The sequence below is a fragment of the Inquilinus ginsengisoli genome (genome assembly GCF_050434925.1).
Classification (GTDB): domain Bacteria; phylum Pseudomonadota; class Alphaproteobacteria; order DSM-16000; family Inquilinaceae; genus Inquilinus; species Inquilinus ginsengisoli_B.
In genome coordinates, this window is sequence record NZ_JBNDJK010000001.1 from 5,262,948 (window position 1) to 5,282,241 (window position 19,294).

The window sequence follows — 19,294 nt, forward strand, 5'->3', positions numbered from 1 at the left end:
TCAGGCCCGCCGCATCAGGGCATGTCCTTGATCGACGAAGGCCTGGGCGGCCTCCTGGATCGAGGACTTGCCGAAGCCGACGTCCTCGTTCACCCGGCGCATCAGGTCTTCGATGGCGCGTCCGGCCTTCTGCGGCGAGGGCGCGGGCAGCGCCTTGGCGAGCGCGGCCTGGCTGTATTTGAGGACGCGCTCGTCGACCGGCGCGAGGTCCTCGAGCTCCAGCACCGCCTGAAGCGCGGGCTTCGAGGCGGGCGGTCCGCTGATCAGGCCGAGGATCCGGGCCGAAGTCGGGTCGCTCACGAACCAGTCGATGACTTTGACCGCCGCTTCCTTGTTGCCGCTCTTGGCGTAAAGGCAAAGCGAGCTCGTCGGCTGCGGATAGTAGCCGGGGCTCGCCCCGGCGCCGGCCGAGGGCGGGGTCGTGATCGAGAGCGTGTCCTTCGTGAGCGCCTGGTAACCGCCGGCGAGATCCTGCGAGGCGATCGAGGCGAAGACCGCCTTGCCCTTGACCAGTGGGCTGTTCGGCCACTCGGTGCCGGTGAACTGGGCCTGGAGGTCGGCCGGCACCGCGCCGCCGCTCTTGCGCATCTTGTCCCAGAAGTCGAGCCACTGGGCGACATCGTCGACGGTGACGGCCAGTTTCTTTCCGTCGTAAAGCGACCGGCCCTGGCTCATCAGATGCATCTGGAAGGTGTCGAGCCTCGCGGCCCCGTCGTGGCTGCCATGGAGCTGCGGGTCGGCGCGATGGATCTCCGCGCAGACCTTCGCAAACTCCTCATACGTCCATGCGGCCGGCGGCTCGCCCATGCCGAGGCGCTGCAGCGCGGACAGGTTGCAGGCGAGCCCCTGGATGCTGACGGCGATCGGCACGCCGTAGATCTTGCCGTTCATCCGACCGAGATCGAGCACGGTCGTGTCGAACAGATCGGCGCGGAACAGGGCCGGGACGAAGTCGTCGAGCGGGGCGAGCGCGCCGCGGGAGCCATATTGCACCATGTCGGGAGCGCCGAGCGTGATGACGTCGGGCGCGTTGCCGCCGGCGACCATGGCGGCGATCTTGTCCGGCCACGAGGCGCTCGGCACCCCTTCGAAGGTGACCGGGATGTCGGGGTGAAGCTCGCTGAACTTGGCAATCGAACGGCCGCGGATCTCGAGCTTCTGGGCGTTGCCGAAGATGCCGAAGCGGACCGGCCCGCTCTCGGCTCTCGCCGCTGCGCCGCCGAGGGCGGCAAGCCCGCAGAGCGCAGCGCTGCCGAGCAGCAGCGTCCGCCGGCTCATCGTGGTGTGGGTCGTGGTCATCGCGGTCCTCCCTTGTTTCGGGCCGTGCCATTCCCGGTGACAGCGTGCCCTGCGTGGACGGATGGGCGTGCGGCGGAAGGCCGGCCTATCCCTTGATCCCGGACGTGCTGATCCCTTCCACCAGCCGGCGCTGGAAGACGAGAAAGACGACGAAGGTCGGGACCAGGCTGAGGACCGACATCGCCAGCAACTGCGCATAGGCGCCGCCGGAGGAGTCGACGAGGCTGCGCAGCGCGACGGGCACCGTCAGCGATTCCGGCGAGGTCAGGTAGATGAGCTGCGAGAAGAAATCGTTATAGGTCCAGATGAAGGTGAAGATGATCGTGGTGATGATCGCCGGCCGCAGCAGCGGGAAGATGATGTGCCGGAACAGCGCGAAGGTTCCGCAGCCATCGATCGTCGCCGCCTCGTCGAGTTCTCGCGGAATCGTGCGGATGAACTGGACCATCAGGAAGATGAAGAAGGCGTCCGTCGCCAGGAATTTTGGCACGATGAGGGGAAGGTAGGTGTTCACCCAGTCGAGGCCGACATAGAGGACGTATTGCGGAATGAGAAGGGCATGCGACGGCAGCATCAGCGTCAGCAGCATGATGGTGAACAGCACGCCCTTCAGCGGAAATCTCAGCCTGGCGAAGGCGAAGGCCACCAGCGAGCAGGCGAACACGTTGCCGATCACCGCGCCGAGGCAGATGGCAAAGGAATTGAGGAAATATCGGGTGAAACTGGGCTTGGCGGCCGTCCAACCCTGGATGTAGTTGTCGAGATCGAACCGCGTCGGCAATGCCGCCGGGTTCGAGAAGATCTCCTGGTCGGATTTGAACGAGCTCAGAACCATCCAGACCAAGGGATAGACCATCGCCAGCGCGCCGGTGATGAGCACGGCATAGACGACCCAGCCGGCGCGACCCCGCCGGTTCTGTCCGATGCTGCCTTTCGGCCCGAGGCCCAGCTCCAGCGCAGTCATCGTCATTGATCTCCGTAGAAGACCCAGCGCCGGGAAAAGGCGAAGTTGATCGCCGTGAAGAACGCGATCACGAGCAAAAGTATCCAGGCCATGGCCGAGGCATAGCCCATGTGGAAGCTGGTGAAGCCCTCCTGGTACAGGTACAGCGTGTAGAAGAGGGTCGAGTCCGACGGGCCGCCGGTGCCGCCGCTGACGATGTAGGCGGAGGTGAAGGCCTGGAAGGAATGGATGATGCCCATGACCAGGTTGAAGAAGATCACCGGCGTGATCATCGGCAAGGTGATGTACCGGAACTGTCTCCAGCGGCCGGCGCCGTCGATCTCCGCGGCGTCGTAGAGCTCCTGCGGCACCTGCTTCAGCCCGGCGAGGAAGATGACCATCGCCGATCCGAACTGCCAGGCGTGCAGCAGGATCAGCGTGTAGAGCGCGTATCGCGGATTCGAGATCCAGTTCGGCGCGTCGACGCCGAAGAGGCCGATGAACTGGTTGACGACACCGCCGTCGCCGAAGAGCTGGCGCCACATGACGGCGACGGCGACGCTGCCGCCGAGCAGCGACGGCAGGTAGTAGATCCCGCGGAAGAAGCCGAGCGCCCGGACCTTCTGGTTCATCAGCACCGCGACCAGCAGTGCGAAGGCGAGATGCAGCGGCACGCCCAGGAAGACATAGATGAACGTCACCGTGAACGCGCCGAGATAGCGCGGGTCATAGGTGAAGAGGTCGATGTAGTTGGTGAGGCCGATCCAGGTCGGGCTGCCGAGCAGATCGAAATCGGTGAACGAAAGATACAGCGAGGCCGCGAGCGGGCCGGCGGTCAGGATGAAGAGACCCGCGAACCACGGCAGCAGGAACAGGTAGGCCTCGTATTGCTGCCGCGCCGCACGCCTGCGTGGCCTGGACCTCGTCGCGGCGAACGGCGTCCGTCTCGTCCCGGCGGTCTGCTCGAGAGCCTGTGCGGTCGACGGCAGGGGCATCGCTGTTCTTCCTCCCAGCGCGCGGCTCACTTCGGCGCCCCAAGCCTTCGCTGGGCGCGTGTGACCGTCGTGATGGCGGGAAGACTAGAACAGGTGACAGCGGACTGGAAAGCAGAAAATCAGATTATGTGCGATTAATATTAATCCATGTGAGAGGTGAGATTCAGAGAGCCGAAAGACACCTCCCTATCGCTGGGCGCGATCGCGCCTCATACGCCCGAGAAACACCGCGCGGGAATTGGCGACGTGCCGTTCGATCGCGGCCGCCGCAGCGTCCGGATCGCCCCGACGGACCGCTTCGACCAGGTCCCAATGCTCCGCTGTGGAACGCCGCATATTGGCGAGCGTCAGCGGATTCTGACGCGACATGGCCCGGATCCAGGCGCTGTGCCGCTTCATCAACGTCACGGCTTCGACGTTGTGGTGATGCTCGATGATATGGTCGTGGAAAGCGACATTGGCGCGGTGGAAGGCGGGATAGTCGTCCGCATCGACGGCCACCTGGCAGGCCCGCTGCAACGCCTCGATGGTGGCGATGTCCTCGGCCCGGGCGAATTCGGCGAAGCCGCGCACGAGATAGGGTTCGATCAGCCCGCGGATGTCGAAGATGTTGCGGATGAAGTCCTCGTCGATGGCCCGCACGCGCGCACCCCGGTTGGGACTGATGATGACGAGGCCTTCGCCTTCGAGCCCCTGCAGCGCCTCGCGCGCCGGATTGGTGCTGGTGGCGTAGCGCGCGGCGATCTCGCTCACCTTGATCCGCGAGCCGGCCGGAATGCGGCCCTCGAGGATGTCGTCGCGCAGGAGCTGCTGCAGCCGTCCGTATCCGGGCTCGCGCTTCGGCGGCTTCGGCGCGGCCGGCACCCCCTTGCGCGGCCGGCCGCGAGGCCGCCTCACCGGGATATCGGGCTCCTCCGTCTGGGCGTTGGGATTAATCCCGTCCACGGCCACCTCACCGATCAACTCGACCCATTCCTACCAGACGGCGACCCTGAACGACAGGGACGGAGAAGGTCATTCAGAAAACAGATCCATGTATCATACACAATATAAATTTCGTTATGTGTTATTTGTGATTCAAGATGAGGGCGGATGCGGGCTGCTCGGGTCCGTCCGACACGAACCGGAGGAAGCGCATGGCCGAACGGGTGGTGATGGTCGACACCGAAACGCCCTTCAAAGGCGCATATTGGGATCGTCTGGCGGAAGCAGTCGAGCCGGACCGCCTGATCGCCGTCTCATCGCGGAACGCGGCGGCCGTCGACGAGGCGCTGAAGGAGGCCGAGATCGCCATCCTCGCCGGCGACCTCGACCGACGGCATCTGGCGGCACCCAAGCTCAGATGGGTGCATTGCGACCATGCGGGGCTCACCAGATCCGCCTGTCCGGGGGTCTTCGAGCGCGGCCTGATCGTGACCGGCTCCGCCGGGCGCTCCGGTCCGGCTCTGGCCGAACACGTTCTGATGTTCAGCCTGATGCTCAGTTCCCGCTATCGGGATGTCTACGAGGCTCAGAAGCGGCACGAATGGCTCCGCACACCCGAGATGGGCGACCTGCGCGCCCTTTATGGCCGAACCATCGGAATCATCGGGATGGGTCACACGGGTCGGGAGCTCGCCACGCGTGCGAAGGCCTTCGAGATGCGGGTGCTCGGCTATCGCCGCCGCGACTTGCCGAACCCGCCGGGTGTCGACCGGATGTTTTCAACGGACCGGGGCGAGACCATCGATCCGATCCTCGACGAGGCCGACATCCTCGCTCTGGTCGTCAACCTGTCGGACGCGACCCACCATCTGATCGACGACCGGGCGATCCGGCGCATGAAGCCGAGCGCCATCATCGTCAACCTGTCGAGGGGCGGCGTCATCGACCAGGCGGCCCTGAACTCGGCCCTGAAGGAAAAGCGGCTCGCCGGCGCCGGGGTGGACGTCACCGATCCCGAGCCGCCGGCCGCCGACGATCCCATCTGGGACACGCCCAATCTGCTCATCACGCCCCATTTCACGGCTGCCATGCCGGACCGGGCCGAACGGTCGCTGGACGTCATCATCGAGAATCTGCGCCGCTACCGCGCAGGGCAGCCGCTGCTCAACCGCGTGACCGAAGAAGATGTCTGGACGAGAAGTCCGTAGCCGATCCGCAGGAGCATCGCCCCCGCGGATCGGCGCGGCCGCTGCTCAATTCCCCCGCAGCTCCAGCTCCTTGTTGACCCGCAGCGCCGCCAGGGTGCAGACGGCGCCGGACAGCAGATAGGCGCCGACCAGGGCCAGGCCGAACTGGCTGGCGAGGGCGAGGGCGACCAGCGGGGCGAAACCGGCGCCCACCATCCAGGCCAGGTCCGAGGTCAGGGCCGAGGCGGTGTAGCGCTGGTGGTTCGGGAAGTTCGACGCCACCGCGCCGGCCGCCTGGCCGAAGGACAGGCCGAGCAGGCCGAAGCCGAGGATCACGAAGGCCGACCGCGCCGTCGGCCCGCCGCCGAGCAGCAGCGGCGTGACGAAGCTGAAGATCGCGATCAGCACCGCACAGGCCGCCAGCAGGGTGCGCCGGCCGGTGCGGTCGGCGATCAGCCCCGAGACGACGATCATCACCGTGCCGAGGATGGCGCCGACGAACTCCGTCATCAGGAAGTTGCCGGCGTTGTGGTCGGTGTACAGCGTCACCCAGCTCAGCGGGAACACCGTCACCAGGTGGAACAGGGCGAAGGTGGCCAGCGGCACGAAGGCCCCGACCAGGATGTTGTGGCCCTGGTGCTTCAGCGTCTCGGGCACGCTCAGCGCCTCCAGGTCCTTGCTCTCGTACAGCCGCTCGAACTGCTCGGTCACCACCAGGCGCAGCCGGGCGAACAGCGCGACCACGTTGATCGCGAAGGCGACGAAGAACGGGTAGCGCCAGCCCCAGTCGACGAAGTCCGGGGTCGAGAGGTTGACCAGGAAGAAGGCGAACAGCGCGCTGGCCAGCATGAAGCCGAGCGGGGCGCCGAGCTGGGGCATCATCGCGTACCAGCCGCGGCGGTTCTGCGGTGCGTTGAGCGCCAGCAGCGAGGCCAGGCCGTCCCAGGCGCCGCCCAGGGCCAACCCCTGGCCGATGCGGCACAGCGCCAGCAGAACGATCGCCGCCGGGCCGATGTCGTTGGTGCCGGGCAGGAAGGCCATCGCCGCGGTCGACCCGCCGAGCAGGAACATCGCCATGGTCAGCTTGACGCTGCGGCCGTGCCGCCGGTCGATCTCCATGAACAGGACCGACCCGAACGGGCGGGCGACGAAGGCCAGGGCGAAGACGGCGAAGGAGTAGAGCATCGCGTCCAGCGGCGTCGCCTGCGGGAAGAAGAACCGCGGGAACACGAGCACCGAGGCGATGGCGTAGACGAAGAAGTCGAAGAATTCCGCGGTCCGGCCGATCACGACGCCGATCGCGATCTCGCCGGGCGGGACACCTGCGCGGTGCCGTGGCGCGGCAGTCGGAGACCCGAGTTCTCGACTGATGGTGGCCATAAAGGGTTCCTCCTGGGGCTGGGCCGGGCCGAGATGCCGCTTTCTCTTTTTTTGAGTATGGCTCAGGATTCCGATGCGTCAAATCGTGCCGAGCGAGCCGGAACGGTTCGAAGGTGTCGCCGGAATCGCCGAAGGCCCTGCCGTCAACCCCGGTGCGACGATGTTGCACTGCAGCGACCGGGCATCTGGTAGGACAAACTGTCCACTGTCTATTCATGTTGCGCTTCGGTAAGCCACCCGCGCCCTTCATTCTCTCTCCTTCCAGGCAACGGCATGCCCATCAAAGCTTTAGGCCGCCTCGCTGCACTCCCGCTCCTGGTCCTGCTGGGCGGGTGCAACATGGTGGTCATGTCTCCCTCCGGCGATATTGCGGTGCAGCAGCGCGACCTCATCGTCGTGTCCACGATCCTGATGCTGCTGATCATCGTGCCGGTGATCGCGCTGACGCTGTTCTTTGCCTGGAAGTACCGCCAGTCGAACAAGGACGCCGTCTACGACCCCGACTGGCACCATTCGACTCAGCTCGAGGTGGTGATCTGGTCGGCGCCGCTGGTGATCATCATCGCGCTGGGGGCACTGACCTGGATCAGCACCCACACGCTCGACCCGTACCGGCCGCTGGACCGGATCGACTCGGAGCGCCCGGTCGCGGCCGATGTGAAGCCGCTGACGGTCGAGGTCGTCGCGCTCGACTGGAAGTGGCTGTTCCTTTACCCGGAGCAGGGCATCGCCACGGTGAACGAGCTGGCGGCGCCGGTCGACGTGCCGATCCAGTTCAAGATCACCTCGGCCACCGTGATGAACTCCTTCTACGTGCCGGCGCTGGCGGGGCAGATCTACGCCATGGCCGGGATGGAGACGAAACTGCACGCCGTGATCAACAAGCCCGGCGAGTATGAGGGCTTCTCCGCCAATTACAGCGGCGCCGGCTTCTCCGGCATGCGCTTCACCTTCCACGGCCTCGCCGCCGGCGATTTCGACGGCTGGGTGCAGAAGGTGAAGTCCGAAGGCGGCAGCCTGAGCCGCGAGGAGTACCTGACGCTGGAGCGCCCGAGCGAGCGCGAGCCGGTGCGCCGTTACGGCACGGTGGCTCCGGACATCTACACCGCCATCCTCAACATGTGCGTCGACCGCTCGAAGATGTGCATGAACGAGATGATGAGCATCGATTCCCGTGGTGGTGGCGGCATGGCCGGCCTCGACAACGTCATGGCGCTGAACCACGACAAGGACGTCCGGCGCGGCGCCGGCCCGGTCCGCAGCTATGTCGCGGCGATCTGCACCACCGACGGCGACATGGCGGAGAGCCGGCCGCCGGAGGGGATCCTGTTCAGCCGCGCGACGGCGCCCAGCCGCGTCGAGTGATGCCTGCCGCCGGCCCGTCCGCGGCCGCGCAACCGACCCCTTTGCGGAGCCCGCCGCCCGGTGCGGCGGTCTCCGGAACGACAGAGTAGCCCGATGTTCTCAGACATAGATCTCCAGACGCTCATCCTCGGCAAGCTCACGCTCGCTGCGCTGCCGTTCCATGAGCCGATCCTGGTCGTCACCTTCATCGCGGTGGCGCTCGGCGGCATCGCGGTGCTCGGCGCCATCACCTATTACCGCCTCTGGGGCACTCTCTGGCACGACTGGTTCACCAGCATCGACCACAAGAAGATCGGGATCATGTATGTGATCCTGGCCCTGGTGATGCTGCTGCGCGGCTTTTCCGACGCGATCATGATGCGGGCGCAGCAGGCGGTCGCCTTCGGCGCCAATGAGGGCTACCTGCCGCCGCACCATTACGACCAGATCTTCACCGCCCATGGCGTGATCATGATCTTCTTCATGGCCATGCCGTTCGTCACGGGCCTGATGAACTTCGTGGTGCCGCTGCAGATCGGCGCCCGCGACGTGGCCTTCCCGTTCCTGAACAATTTCAGCTTCTGGATGACCACCGCCGGCGCCGTGGTGGTGATGATCTCGCTGTTCGTCGGCGAGTTCGCCAAGACCGGCTGGCTGGCCTATCCGCCACTGTCGGGCATCGCCTACAGCCCGGATGTCGGCGTCGACTACTACATCTGGGGATTGCAGGTCGCGGGCATAGGAACGCTGTTATCCGGCGTCAACCTGGTGGCCACCATCGTCAAGATGCGGGCGCCGGGGATGAAGATGATGCAGATGCCGGTCTTCACCTGGACCGCGCTGTGCACCAACGTCCTGATCGTCGCCGCCTTCCCGGTGCTGACCGCGGTCCTGGCCTTGCTGTCGCTCGACCGCTACGTCGGGACCAACTTCTTCACCAACGACTTCGGCGGCAACCCGATGATGTATGTGAACCTCATCTGGATCTGGGGGCATCCGGAGGTCTACATCCTCATCCTGCCGGCCTTCGGCATCTTCTCCGAGGTCGTGTCCACCTTCTGCGGCAAGCGCCTGTTCGGCTATACCTCGATGGTCTACGCCACGGTGGTGATCACCATCCTGTCGTACCTGGTGTGGCTGCATCACTTCTTCACGATGGGCTCGGGCGCCAGCGTGAACTCGTTCTTCGGCATCACCACGATGATCATCTCGATCCCGACCGGGGCGAAGATGTTCAACTGGCTGTTCACCATGTATCGCGGCCGCATCCGCTTCGAGGTGCCGATGCTGTGGACCATGGGCTTCATGGTGACCTTCGTCATCGGCGGCATGACCGGCGTGCTGCTGGCGGTGCCGCCGGCCGATTTCGTGCTGCACAACAGCCTGTTCCTGATCGCCCATTTCCACAACGTCATCATCGGCGGCGTGGTGTTCGGCGCCTTCGCCGGCCTGACCTATTGGTTCCCCAAGGCCTTCGGCTTCAAGCTCGACCCGTTCTGGGGCAAGATGTCGTTCTGGTTCTGGCTGACCGGCTTCTACTTCGCCTTCATGCCGCTCTACGTGCTGGGCCTGATGGGCGTGACCCGGCGGATGAACCATTTCGACGATTCGTCGCTGCAGATCTGGTTCGTCATCGCCGCCTTCGGCGCGGTGCTGGTGGCGCTCGGCATCCTGTCCTTCCTGATCCAGCTGGTGGTCAGCTTCAAGCGGCGCGAGCAGCTGCGCGACCTGACCGGCGATCCGTGGGGCGGCCGCACCCTGGAATGGTCGACCTCCTCACCGCCGCCCGACTACAACTTCGCCTTCACCCCGCTCGTGCACGACCACGACGCGTGGTGGGACATGAAGAAGCGCGGCTATGTCCGGCCGCTGGCGGGGTTCAAGGCGATCCACATGCCGAAGAACACCGGCGCCGGCGTCATCCTGGCCGGGATCAGCGTGGCCTTCGCCTTCGCTATGGTCTGGCACATCTGGTGGCTGGCGGCGCTCAGCTTCGTCGCCATGCTGGTCGTGGCGATCGGGCACACCTTCAACTACAAGCGCGACTATCACATCCCGGCCGAGGTGGTGACCAAGGTCGAGGATGAGCGCAGCCGCGTGCTGGCCCGGGCGGGAGCCGCTTCCTGATGACCGCGATCGATCCCACCGCGAACGGCGAGACCCGCTTCCATGTAGACGAGGAGCACGAGCATTCGGGCGGCAGCACGATGCTCGGCTTCTGGATCTACCTGATGAGCGACTGCCTGATCTTCGCGGTCCTCTTCGCCTGCTACGGCGTGCTCGGCCGCAGCTACGCGGCCGGGCCGTCCGGCGCCGACCTGTTCGATCTGCCGCTGGTGGCGCTCAACACTTCGATGCTGCTGTTCTCCTCCATCACCTGCGGCTTCGCCATGCTGGAGATGGAGCGCAACCGCAAGGGCGCGACCCTGGCCTGGCTGGCGGTGACGGCGCTGTTCGGAATCGCCTTCGTCGGCCTCGAGCTCTACGAGTTCGCCCATCTGATCCATGAGGGGGCGGGGCCGTGGCGCAGCGCCTTCCTGTCGGCCTTCTTCACCCTGGTGGGGACGCACGGGCTGCACGTCACCGTCGGCATTGTCTGGATGATCACGATGATGGTTCAGGTCGGCCAGCACGGGCTGATCCCGGACAACAAGCGGCGGCTGATGTGCCTCAGCCTGTTCTGGCACTTCCTGGACGTCGTCTGGATCGGCGTCTTCACCTTCGTCTATCTGATGGGGACTCTCCCGTGAGCGCGCCCTCCCACGCCCACCACGACGTTCACCATCACGGCGACGCCAGCGGCCACGGCACGCTGAGGGGCTATGTCACCGGCTTCGTGCTGGCGGTGATCCTGACCGCGATCCCGTTCTGGCTGGTCATGGGCGACGTGCTGGGTGACTCCCAGACCACGGCGCTGGTGATCATGGCGCTCGCGGTGGTCCAGATCATCGTGCACATGGTCTATTTCCTGCACATGAACACCAGATCGGAGGGCGGCTGGACCATGCTGGCCCTGATCTTCACCGTGGTGCTGGTGGTGATCACGCTGTCCGGGTCGCTGTGGGTGATGTACCACCTCAACCACAACATGATGCCGGTCTCCGCCCACGACATGCGCAACATGCCGTGACCGACGGCGAGGCGCATCGGCCTCGCTCGACCGCCGCCCTGGTCCTGCTCGGGGTGGCGGCGCTGGCGGTGTTCCTCGGCCTGCTGGCGCTCGGTGTCTGGCAGGTCGAGCGGCGGGCCTGGAAGCTCGACCTGATCGCCCGGGTCGACCAGCGCGTCGCGGCCGAGGCCGTCGCGCCTCCGTCAGACTGGGCCCGGGTGAACGCAGACCGGGACGAATACCGGCATGTCAGCGTCTCCGGCCGCTTCCTGAACGATCGCGAGGCCCAGGTCGTCGCCTCGACCGCCAAGGGCGCTGGCTACTGGGTGATGACCCCGCTGCAGGTGGAAGACGGCACGGTGGTCCTGGTCAACCGCGGCTTCGTGCCGGCCGAGAACCGCGACCCGGCGACAAGGGCGGCGGGGCAGGTCGAGGGGCCGGTGACGGTCACCGGCCTGTTGCGGATCACCGAGCCGAAGGGCGGGTTCCTGCGCTCGAACGAGCCGGCGGCGGAGCGCTGGTACTCCCGCGACGTCGCCGCCATCGCCGCCGCCCGCGGGCTCACGAACGCCGCGCCCTATTTCATCGATGCCGACGCCACGCCCAACCCCGGCGGCCTGCCGATCGGCGGTCTGACGGTGATCGCCTTCCCGAACAGCCACCTGGTCTACGCCGTCACCTGGTTCGGCCTGGCCGCGCTGCTGGCCTTCGGGGTGGGCTACGCCGTGCGGTCGGAACGGCGCGTCCGGCTCAAGCAGGCTGAGGCTGGCTGACGGAGACGGCCAGGGGCCGCGCATGGCCGGTCCCCATCTGCCGGAGCTTCCTGGCCCCCGGGGGCGTGGTCTAACGTCCATCAGCCCGTCGCGGGAGGCGACGGACGCGACGGAGGGCAGGGCCTTCGGCTCCCCTCCGCCCCACGACCGAACGAGGTTCAGATGGCGCACGAAACGCAATTCTACATCGACGGCGCATGGGTCGACCCGGTCACGCCGAAGACGCTCAATGTAATCGACCCCTCGACCGAGGAGGCCTTCGCTCAGATCTCGCTCGGCTCGGCCGCCGATGTCGACCGTGCGGTGGCGGCGGCGAAGCGGGCCTTCCCGGCCTTCGCCCGCACCAGCCGCGAGGAGCGCCTGGTCCTGCTGCGCCGGATCCTCGAGGTCTACAAGCGACGCGCCCCCGACATCGCCCTGGCCGTGTCGCGCGAGATGGGCGCGCCGCGGCAGTTCGCTCTCGATTCCCAGACCTGGGCCGGGGGCGCGCATCTGGCCCGGATCATCGAGGCGCTGGAGTCCTTCCAGTTCGAGCGGCCGAAGGGCACCTCGATGGTGGTGAAGGAGCCGGTCGGCGTGGTCGGCATGATCACGCCGTGGAACTGGCCGCTGAACCAGATCACCTGCAAGGTCGGTCCGGCCCTGGCCGCCGGCTGCACCATGGTGCTGAAGCCGAGCGAGATCGCGCCGCTGGACGCCATCATCTTCGCCGAGATCCTGGATGAAGCCGGCGTGCCGAAGGGCGTGTTCAACCTGGTGAACGGCGACGGGCCGACGGTCGGCGCCGCCATCTCCAGCCACCCCGATGTCGACATGGTGTCCTTCACCGGCTCGACCCGCGCCGGCATCCTGGTGGCGAAGGCCGCCGCCGACACGGTCAAGCGGGTGCATCAGGAGCTGGGCGGAAAGTCGGCCAACATCATCCTGCCCGACGCCGACCTGAAGCGGGCGGTGACCAAGGGCGTCGCCGGCTGCTTCGGCAACAGCGGCCAGTCCTGCAACGCCCCGACCCGGATGTTCGTGCCGCTCGAGCGCGAGGACGAGGCGATCGGCTATGCCCGCGCGGCGGCCGAGGGCTACAAGGTCGGCCCGGCCGAGGCGCCGGACACCCAGCTCGGCCCGGTGGTCAGCCAGCTGCAATACGACAAGATCCAGAAGCTGATCGAGGCCGGCATCGCCGAAGGGGCGGAGCTGGTGGCCGGCGGCCCCGGCCGGCCGGAAGGGCTGAACCGCGGCTACTTCGTCCGTCCGACCGTCTTCGCCCGGGTGACCCCGGACATGACGATCGCGCGCGAGGAGATCTTCGGCCCGGTGCTGTCGATCCTGACCTACGAGACCGAGGCGCAGGCGATCGAGCTGGCCAACGACACGCCCTACGGCCTGGCCGCCTATGTCCAGTCGGGCGACCTGGAGCGGGCGCGGAAGGTGGCGTCGCAGCTGCGGGTCGGCAATGTCCACATCAACTATCCGGCCTGGGATACCGGAGCGCCCTTCGGCGGCTACAAGCAGTCGGGCAACGGCCGGGAATACGCCGAGTTCGGCCTCGAGGAGTTCCTTGAGATCAAGGGCGTGATTGGCTACGAGGCCGCCTGAGTCCTCGCCGGAGCCTTCCCGCGGGAAGGCTCCCGCCTGGCCGAGACCGAATTCAGGCGGTGCGGCGGGACCGCTGCTTGCCGGCATGCCGGCGCAGCTTCTCCGTGCCCAGGCCCTGGGCCTTGGCATAGACTGATTTCGAGCGGGCGTAGTTCGGCGCCACCATCGGATAGTCCGTCGGCAGGTTCCACTTGGCCCGGTACTGCTCCGGCGTCATGCCATAGGTGGCGCGCAGCCAGCGCTTCATCATCTTGAAGGGCCGGCCGTCCTCCAGGCAGATGATGTAGTCCGGCGTCACCGACTCCGACACGGGCACGGCCGGAACGGCGGTGGACGCGACGTCGTCCTGCGCCCCGGCGTTTTCCTTGTCGGTCGTCGCTGGCTCGGCGTCCGAACCCACGGATCGGCCATAAGCCGAGCGCTTCGTCAGATTGCTAATTACCTATCCGAGCAGGGCGCTGGCAAGGCCGGATCGACCGGGCTGGGTGACCAAAGAAATGGGCACATGTCCATTGACGGGATGCGGGCATATGCCCACATCGCATCCATGAAGACCGCGCGCAACACCAGAGAAGGCGTTCTCTCCTGCAACGCCACCGCGATGCGCAAGGCGTCGCGGCGCATCGCGCAGCTTTACGACGACGCGCTGGCGCCCTCCGGGCTGCGGTCGAGCCAGTTCGCCATCCTGGCCGAGTTGCACGAGTTGGCGGACAAGCCGCCGACCCTGGCGCAGCTGGCCGCGGCGCTGGTGGTCGACCGCTCCGCCCTCGGCCACAATCTGCGGCCGCTGGAGCGCGACGGCCTCGTCGTCCTGCGGGAGGGCGTCGAGGATCGGCGCAGGCGCCACATCGTGCTGACGGAGCAGGGGCGGGCGCGGCTGCAGCAGGCCCTCGGGCTGTGGGAGGCGGCGCAGGCCAGGTTCCATGTGGTCTTCGGCCAGTCCGAGGCGGAGGCCCTGCGCAGCACGTTGCTCGACATCGCCTATGACGAGCGGTTGGGCATGTTGAAGGACTGAGATCTCCCCGGAACTACGGCGGCACGGCCGCCACCCTCTGCTCAAATATGGGCATATGCCCATTCTGAAGGAGAATACCATGAGCACCACCGACAAGACCCCGGGCACCGTTCTGATTACCGGCGCTTCCTCCGGCATCGGCGCCATCTATGCCGACCGCCTCGCCAAGCGCGGCTACGACCTGATCCTGGTCGCCCGCAATGCCGAGCGCCTCGGCGCCCTGGCGCAGCGCCTGTCCGCCGAGACCGGGCGGACGGTGACGCCGCTGGTCGCCGATCTCGCCGACAAGGACGATCTGCGCGAGGTGGAGGAGGTGCTGCGCACCGATTCCCGCATCACCGTGCTGGTCAACAATGCCGGCTTCGGCTCCGCCATCCCGCTGCTGCAGGCGGATGTCGATGCGATGGAGGCGATGATCGACCTGAACGTGACGGCGCTCACCCGCCTGACCTATGCGGCGGTGCCCGGCTTCGTCGCCCGCGGCGGAGGGTCGGTGATCAACATCTCCTCGATCGTCGCCGTGGCGCCGGAGTTCCTGAACGGCGTGTATGGCGGCAGCAAGGCCTTCGTCCTGGCCTTCAGCCAGCAGCTGCGCCACGAGCTTGGCGGCAAGGGCATCCGCGTCCAGGCGGTGCTGCCCGGCGCCACCGCGACCGAGTTCTGGGACATCGCCGGCGCGCCGGTCGCCTCCATGCCGCAGGAGATGCAGCAGCGGGTGATGCGGGCCGAGGACATGGTCGACGCCGCGCTGGCCGGGTTCGACCAGGGCGAGTTCGTGACCATCCCGTCGCTGCCGGAGGCGGCGGACTGGAACGCGGTCGAGACCGCCCGCCAGGCGCTGTTCCCGAACCTGTCCCGTGCCGTCCCGGCCGCCCGCTATGGCCTTTGAGCAGCCACGCGCTACGGCGGCGTCAGCGAGCGGACGAAATCGCTGATGCCGCCCAGCGTGATCTGGGTGCCGACGCACAGCAGCAGGAAGGCCATCAGCCGCGACAGCACCCGAACCTGGGACTGGCCGAGGAAGGCGACCAGCCGGTCGGCCGAGGAATAGGCGATCCAGACGATGATGGCCATCGTCAGCGCCGCGGCCGTGGCGCCGAGCACGAAGGGCAGGAAATCCGGCTGGCCGACCGGCAGGTTCGAGCCGATGGCGATGGCGACGGAGATGGTGCCGGGGCCGGTGGTGAACGGCATGGTCAGCGGATAGAAGGCGACCGCGTCGATGCCCTCCGCCTCCGACGCCTGCTCCTGCTTGCGCTCCTCCTGCAGCTCGGGCGATTGCAGCAGCCGCCAGGCGCTGGCGGCGACGATCAGCCCGCCGGCGATGCGCAGCGCCGACAGGCTGATGCCGAAGAAGCTCAGCACATAGGCGCCGCCCCACAGCGCCCCCAGCATCACCAGGGCCGAGTAGACCCCGATCTTCCGCGCCAGCTGCAGGCGTTCGCCATGTGACCGGCCGGCGGTGATCTGGCTGAAGATCAGGGCGGCCGCGATCGGGTTGACGATCGAGAAAAGGGCGGAGAGGGTGAGCAGAAAGGTCTGGATCGAACCGCTCATCCGCGACTCCCGATTGTTGCCGCCAGCCTGACCGATCTGGCGGCCCGGCTGCAACGTCGCGTTTGGCCATCGCCGGTTCGATCGATGCTGTCACAGGAGGTCGAGCCATGGTCCAGGACGCGAAGCCGGGGTGGATCGTCGTCCTCAACGGCGCGCCGCGCTCGGGCAAGTCGAGCATCGTCGCGGCCATCCAGGAGGGGTTCGACAGCCCCTGGATGAATCTGGGCGTCGACGTCCATGCCCGGCATGCGACGCCGCCGCGCCTCCATCCGGGGATCGGGCTGCGGCCCGGCGGCGAGCGGCCGGAGCTCGAGGCCTGGGTGCCGCTGCTCTACGCCGCGCTCTACGAGTCGATCGCCGCGCATAGCCGCCTCGGGCTGAACGTGGTGGCCGATCTCGACCATCACGACGCCCATTCGGCACCGCTCGGCATCCTGCGCGACTGCGCCCGGCGCCTGGCCGGCCTGCCGGCGCTGCTGGTCGGGGTGCGCTGCCCGGTCGAGGAGATCATGCGCCGCCGCCGGGCCGGGCAGCCGGGGCGGGAAGGCGAATACGCAGTCGCCGCGGCCGATGAGCCGGTGCCGGACGCGGTGCTGCGCTGGCAGCGCGAGGTGCATCTGCCCGGACTCTACGACCTCGAGCTCGACACCTCGGTGCTGCGCCCGGAGGACTGCGCCGCGGCGATCCGCCGGCGCCTCGACGACCCGGCCCCGCCCACGGCGTTCCGTCGGCTGGCAGCGGGGTAGTTCCACGGCGGCCGCCAGGCACGGGTCCGTCCGCGCGCTCCGGTCAAACGGCGGCGTTCAGGCTGCCTCCGCCACCACCAAGGTCTGTGGCGTGGGTGTCAGAGGCACGAAATCCGGTTGGCGGAACCCGGCCTGGGTCAGCATCCGCGTCAGCGCGCTGGGCGGGAAAGACGTCCCGCCGGGTGTCGTCGCCAGCATGACATAGGCGAACATGGCCGGCATCGGCGGTGAGACCCGATCCTCATTGGGCACGAATTCGACGATGGCCACACGCCCGCCCGGCGCCAGGGCCGCGTGCGCCTTGCCGAGCAGGCCGATGCAGGTCGCCTCGTCGAAATGGTGCAGGAAATTCGGCATCAGGATGAGGTCGTAAGGCCCGCCGAAGGCGACATCGAAGGCGCTGCCCGGCAGGGTCTTGAAGCGGGCGCCCAGCCCAGCCGCCGCGGCATTCTCCCGGGCCACGGCGAGCACGTTGTCCCAGTCGAGCGCCACCACCTCGGCGGCGGGGAATTGGCGCGCGAACGCGATGCCGAACAGCCCGTGGCCCGCGGCAATGTCGAGGACGCGGCCGGGCGCCGGCGTCAGCTCGGCGAAATGGGCTGCGGTCGCCTGGGCAATCGGTCCGAAGAAGGGCGCCATGTGGCGGGCGAAGCCGACCCAGACGGGATCCTCCGGGGCCGTGTTGGCCAGGCCGACGGACCCTCCGTTGCGGACGAACGCGGCCGGGTCGGTCAGGGCCAGCCCAAGCATCTCCGGCGCGGCCAGAAACCGGTGGATATCGCCCAGGAAGGCCGGCGAGCGGCGATCGAGAAACACGGCCGAACTCGCGGTCAGCCGATAGTTCTCGCCGGATTTGTCCAGGAATCCCAGGACGGTCAGATAGTCGGCGAGCGCCTGGAGTCCAGGCTCCGCGGCGCCCGAGCGCTGGCCGATCGCCGCGACGGTGGCGGCGCCCTCGGCGATGGCGGTGAAGACATCGAGCTCGATCGCGGCCTTGATCGCGGAGGTGCGGAAGTATCCGAACACCGTGTCCATCAGCAGTTCCGGCGAGACGTCCGACATGATTTCACTCCCTGATATATTGATATTATTCGTAATTCTCTTGTCGCCCGCAGCGAAGGCAGTATAGCGCGGGCCATGGCTCGCAAGAAGCGCCAGGCCGCTATTTGGCGCCGGCAGGAAAACGGCGCTCAGCCCACCCGCAGCGTCGCCCAATCGACGACAGAGGGAGCGCCGCCGGTGTAGTGCAAAGTGGTCGTGTCGCCGAACTCGTAGATCACGGCGGTCAGGGTGCAGCCCTTGTCCGGCGACGCGGCCGGGTCCGGCACGATCGAGACCGGCGACGCCGGATCGTCGCGCGAGGCCAGGGCGGCCTGCACCGCCGTCAGGTCGACCGGCGCCGCGGGATCGGCCAGGCGCCGCTCCAGCGCCGCGCAGCGCAGGACCGAATCGGTGCGCCAGTCGTTGCCGATGCCGCCGGACGCAAGGTCCCGGCTGGCCAGCGGGTGGTTGGTGTGCCACAGCCGGTCGGCGCCGGGCTTGTGCTCGGCCTTGGCCCCGGCCGAGCATTCCAGCATGGCGACGCCGTGCCGGTCGCCCAGCACGTAATTCTGGCCGGAGGCATGGTCGACCGTGGTCAGGAACCGCACCGCCGCCGCCCGGTCCGGCTGGGCCAGCGCGCCGCGGACGACGAAGGCGACGGGCAGCCCGGTGCGGCTGTGGCTCAGCTGGATCAGCGTGTTGACGCACAGGCCGAAGCCGCAGGCGGTCACGCCCATCAGCCCGATCATGCCGGCGCAGGTGAGGATATAGGCCGGCCCGCCCACGGCGTCGGTGATGCGCAGCACCGCCTGCAGGCCTTCGCGCCATTGCGGCAAGTCCAGCGTCTGCGCCACCCGGGCCGGCTGGCCGTCGCGCGGCGCCAGGGCCAGGCTGCTGCAATGCGCCGGCCATTCGGCGCCGCCATACCACCATTCCTCGTCCAGCAGCTGGAGCGCGAAGATGATCTCCTCCGGCTGGCCGGCGCCTTCGGCGATGCCCCGGACCTCGGCCTCCAGCTCCGGCGTCCAGCGGGCGATCGCCGATCCGAAATCGGTGTCGGCCAGGAAGCGGTTGAGGAAGGCGCCGACTCCGCCACCGGTCCGCTGCTCGGCCCGGCGGCTCCAGCGCTCGACCATCTCGGCGATCTGCGGCCGCAGCGCCGCGCCATGCGCCCGGCCGCGCTCGTGCGGGGTCCCGGCGATATCGACGATCCGCATGGCATCGGTCCGCATCCGCCTCTCCTGTGCTTTTTGATTTCATGAAAGGCACAACAGGGAAGCGCGGCCGGATGCGGGCGTCAAGGGGAGAGAGGCCGACGCCGGCAATGCTTAAATTCGCGTTTCGGCGGGTGCATGATGGCTCTGCGCCGGAACCGCCGCCGACGCCAG

19 protein-coding genes are annotated in these 19,294 nt (G+C 67.5%); 10 read left to right on the forward strand and 9 right to left on the reverse strand.

The window, feature by feature from the left end:
* The 4 genes from QFZ27_RS25050 to QFZ27_RS25065 form a co-directional block, all read right to left on the reverse strand.
* Entirely contained in the window at positions 1-1,299 is a 1,299-nt protein-coding gene (locus tag QFZ27_RS25050) for an ABC transporter substrate-binding protein (RefSeq protein ID WP_429229182.1), read from the reverse strand.
* Between the two features lie 85 nt (positions 1,300-1,384).
* The gene (locus QFZ27_RS25055; protein ID WP_429229183.1) at positions 1,385-2,263 is read right to left on the reverse strand and encodes a carbohydrate ABC transporter permease; all 879 of its coding nucleotides are present in this window, start codon (positions 2,261-2,263) and stop codon (positions 1,385-1,387) included.
* A 2-nt stretch (positions 2,264-2,265) separates the two neighbouring features.
* Positions 2,266-3,237 (reverse strand): carbohydrate ABC transporter permease, encoded by a 972-nt coding sequence (locus QFZ27_RS25060; RefSeq protein ID WP_429229184.1) that lies wholly within the window; start codon positions 3,235-3,237, stop codon positions 2,266-2,268.
* Between the two features lie 186 nt (positions 3,238-3,423).
* Entirely contained in the window at positions 3,424-4,200 is a 777-nt protein-coding gene (locus QFZ27_RS25065) for a GntR family transcriptional regulator (RefSeq protein WP_429229185.1), read from the reverse strand.
* Positions 4,201-4,373: 173 nt separating this feature from the next.
* Between QFZ27_RS25065 and QFZ27_RS25070 the strand changes: the two genes are divergently transcribed.
* Positions 4,374-5,369: a D-2-hydroxyacid dehydrogenase gene (locus tag QFZ27_RS25070; RefSeq protein ID WP_429229186.1), complete on the forward strand. Its 996-nt coding sequence runs from the start codon at positions 4,374-4,376 to the stop codon at positions 5,367-5,369.
* A gap of 45 nt (positions 5,370-5,414) precedes the next feature.
* On the opposite strand, the gene QFZ27_RS25075 is transcribed toward QFZ27_RS25070, so the two are convergent.
* A complete protein-coding gene (locus tag QFZ27_RS25075; RefSeq protein WP_429229187.1) occupies positions 5,415-6,728 on the reverse strand; it encodes an MFS transporter in 1,314 nt (437 codons plus the stop codon).
* Positions 6,729-7,001: 273 nt separating this feature from the next.
* Between QFZ27_RS25075 and cyoA the strand changes: the two genes are divergently transcribed.
* The 6 genes from cyoA (at position 7,002) to QFZ27_RS25105 (ending at position 13,547) form a co-directional block, all read left to right on the forward strand.
* Positions 7,002-8,093 (forward strand): ubiquinol oxidase subunit II, encoded by a 1,092-nt coding sequence (cyoA, locus tag QFZ27_RS25080; protein WP_429229188.1) that lies wholly within the window; start codon positions 7,002-7,004, stop codon positions 8,091-8,093.
* A gap of 93 nt (positions 8,094-8,186) precedes the next feature.
* Positions 8,187-10,199 carry a cytochrome o ubiquinol oxidase subunit I gene (cyoB, locus tag QFZ27_RS25085; RefSeq protein WP_429229189.1) on the forward strand — a complete coding sequence of 671 codons (2,013 nt, stop codon included), beginning with the start codon at positions 8,187-8,189 and terminating at the stop codon, positions 10,197-10,199.
* Positions 10,199-10,822, forward strand: coding sequence for a cytochrome o ubiquinol oxidase subunit III (gene cyoC, locus QFZ27_RS25090; protein ID WP_429229190.1), 624 nt, complete (start codon positions 10,199-10,201; stop codon positions 10,820-10,822). Before cyoB ends, cyoC begins: the two co-directional genes overlap by 1 nt.
* On the forward strand, positions 10,819-11,202 hold the full coding sequence (gene cyoD, locus QFZ27_RS25095; protein WP_429229191.1) for a cytochrome o ubiquinol oxidase subunit IV: 384 nt from the start codon (positions 10,819-10,821) through the stop codon (positions 11,200-11,202). The genes cyoC and cyoD overlap by 4 nt, the downstream gene beginning before the upstream one ends.
* Positions 11,199-11,954 (forward strand): SURF1 family protein, encoded by a 756-nt coding sequence (locus QFZ27_RS25100; protein WP_429229192.1) that lies wholly within the window; start codon positions 11,199-11,201, stop codon positions 11,952-11,954. The genes cyoD and QFZ27_RS25100 overlap by 4 nt, the downstream gene beginning before the upstream one ends.
* A gap of 162 nt (positions 11,955-12,116) precedes the next feature.
* Positions 12,117-13,547: an aldehyde dehydrogenase family protein gene (locus tag QFZ27_RS25105; RefSeq protein ID WP_429229193.1), complete on the forward strand. Its 1,431-nt coding sequence runs from the start codon at positions 12,117-12,119 to the stop codon at positions 13,545-13,547.
* Positions 13,548-13,599: 52 nt separating this feature from the next.
* On the opposite strand, the gene QFZ27_RS25110 is transcribed toward QFZ27_RS25105, so the two are convergent.
* On the reverse strand, positions 13,600-13,947 hold the full coding sequence (locus QFZ27_RS25110) for a Ros/MucR family transcriptional regulator (RefSeq protein WP_429229194.1): 348 nt from the start codon (positions 13,945-13,947) through the stop codon (positions 13,600-13,602).
* Between the two features lie 147 nt (positions 13,948-14,094).
* Between QFZ27_RS25110 and QFZ27_RS25115 the strand changes: the two genes are divergently transcribed.
* Positions 14,095-14,562, forward strand: a complete 468-nt coding sequence (locus tag QFZ27_RS25115) for a MarR family winged helix-turn-helix transcriptional regulator (RefSeq protein WP_429229195.1) — start codon at positions 14,095-14,097, stop codon at positions 14,560-14,562.
* A gap of 79 nt (positions 14,563-14,641) precedes the next feature.
* Entirely contained in the window at positions 14,642-15,451 is an 810-nt protein-coding gene (locus QFZ27_RS25120) for an SDR family NAD(P)-dependent oxidoreductase (protein ID WP_429229196.1), read from the forward strand.
* 11 nt (positions 15,452-15,462) lie between these two features.
* Here QFZ27_RS25120 and QFZ27_RS25125 read toward each other — a convergent pair whose 3' ends face one another.
* Positions 15,463-16,119 (reverse strand): MarC family protein, encoded by a 657-nt coding sequence (locus tag QFZ27_RS25125; RefSeq protein ID WP_429229197.1) that lies wholly within the window; start codon positions 16,117-16,119, stop codon positions 15,463-15,465.
* Positions 16,120-16,226: 107 nt separating this feature from the next.
* Between QFZ27_RS25125 and QFZ27_RS25130 the strand changes: the two genes are divergently transcribed.
* Complete coding sequence (locus QFZ27_RS25130) at positions 16,227-16,865, forward strand: chloramphenicol phosphotransferase CPT family protein (protein WP_429229198.1); 639 nt, start codon at positions 16,227-16,229, stop codon at positions 16,863-16,865.
* A gap of 57 nt (positions 16,866-16,922) precedes the next feature.
* Here QFZ27_RS25130 and QFZ27_RS25135 read toward each other — a convergent pair whose 3' ends face one another.
* Both QFZ27_RS25135 and QFZ27_RS25140 read right to left on the reverse strand, forming a co-directional pair.
* The gene (locus QFZ27_RS25135) at positions 16,923-18,080 is read right to left on the reverse strand and encodes a methyltransferase (protein WP_429229199.1); all 1,158 of its coding nucleotides are present in this window, start codon (positions 18,078-18,080) and stop codon (positions 16,923-16,925) included.
* Positions 18,056-19,138: a C45 family autoproteolytic acyltransferase/hydrolase gene (locus QFZ27_RS25140; protein WP_429229200.1), complete on the reverse strand. Its 1,083-nt coding sequence runs from the start codon at positions 19,136-19,138 to the stop codon at positions 18,056-18,058. The genes QFZ27_RS25135 and QFZ27_RS25140 overlap by 25 nt, the downstream gene beginning before the upstream one ends.
* Positions 19,139-19,294: the final 156 nt, after the last annotated feature.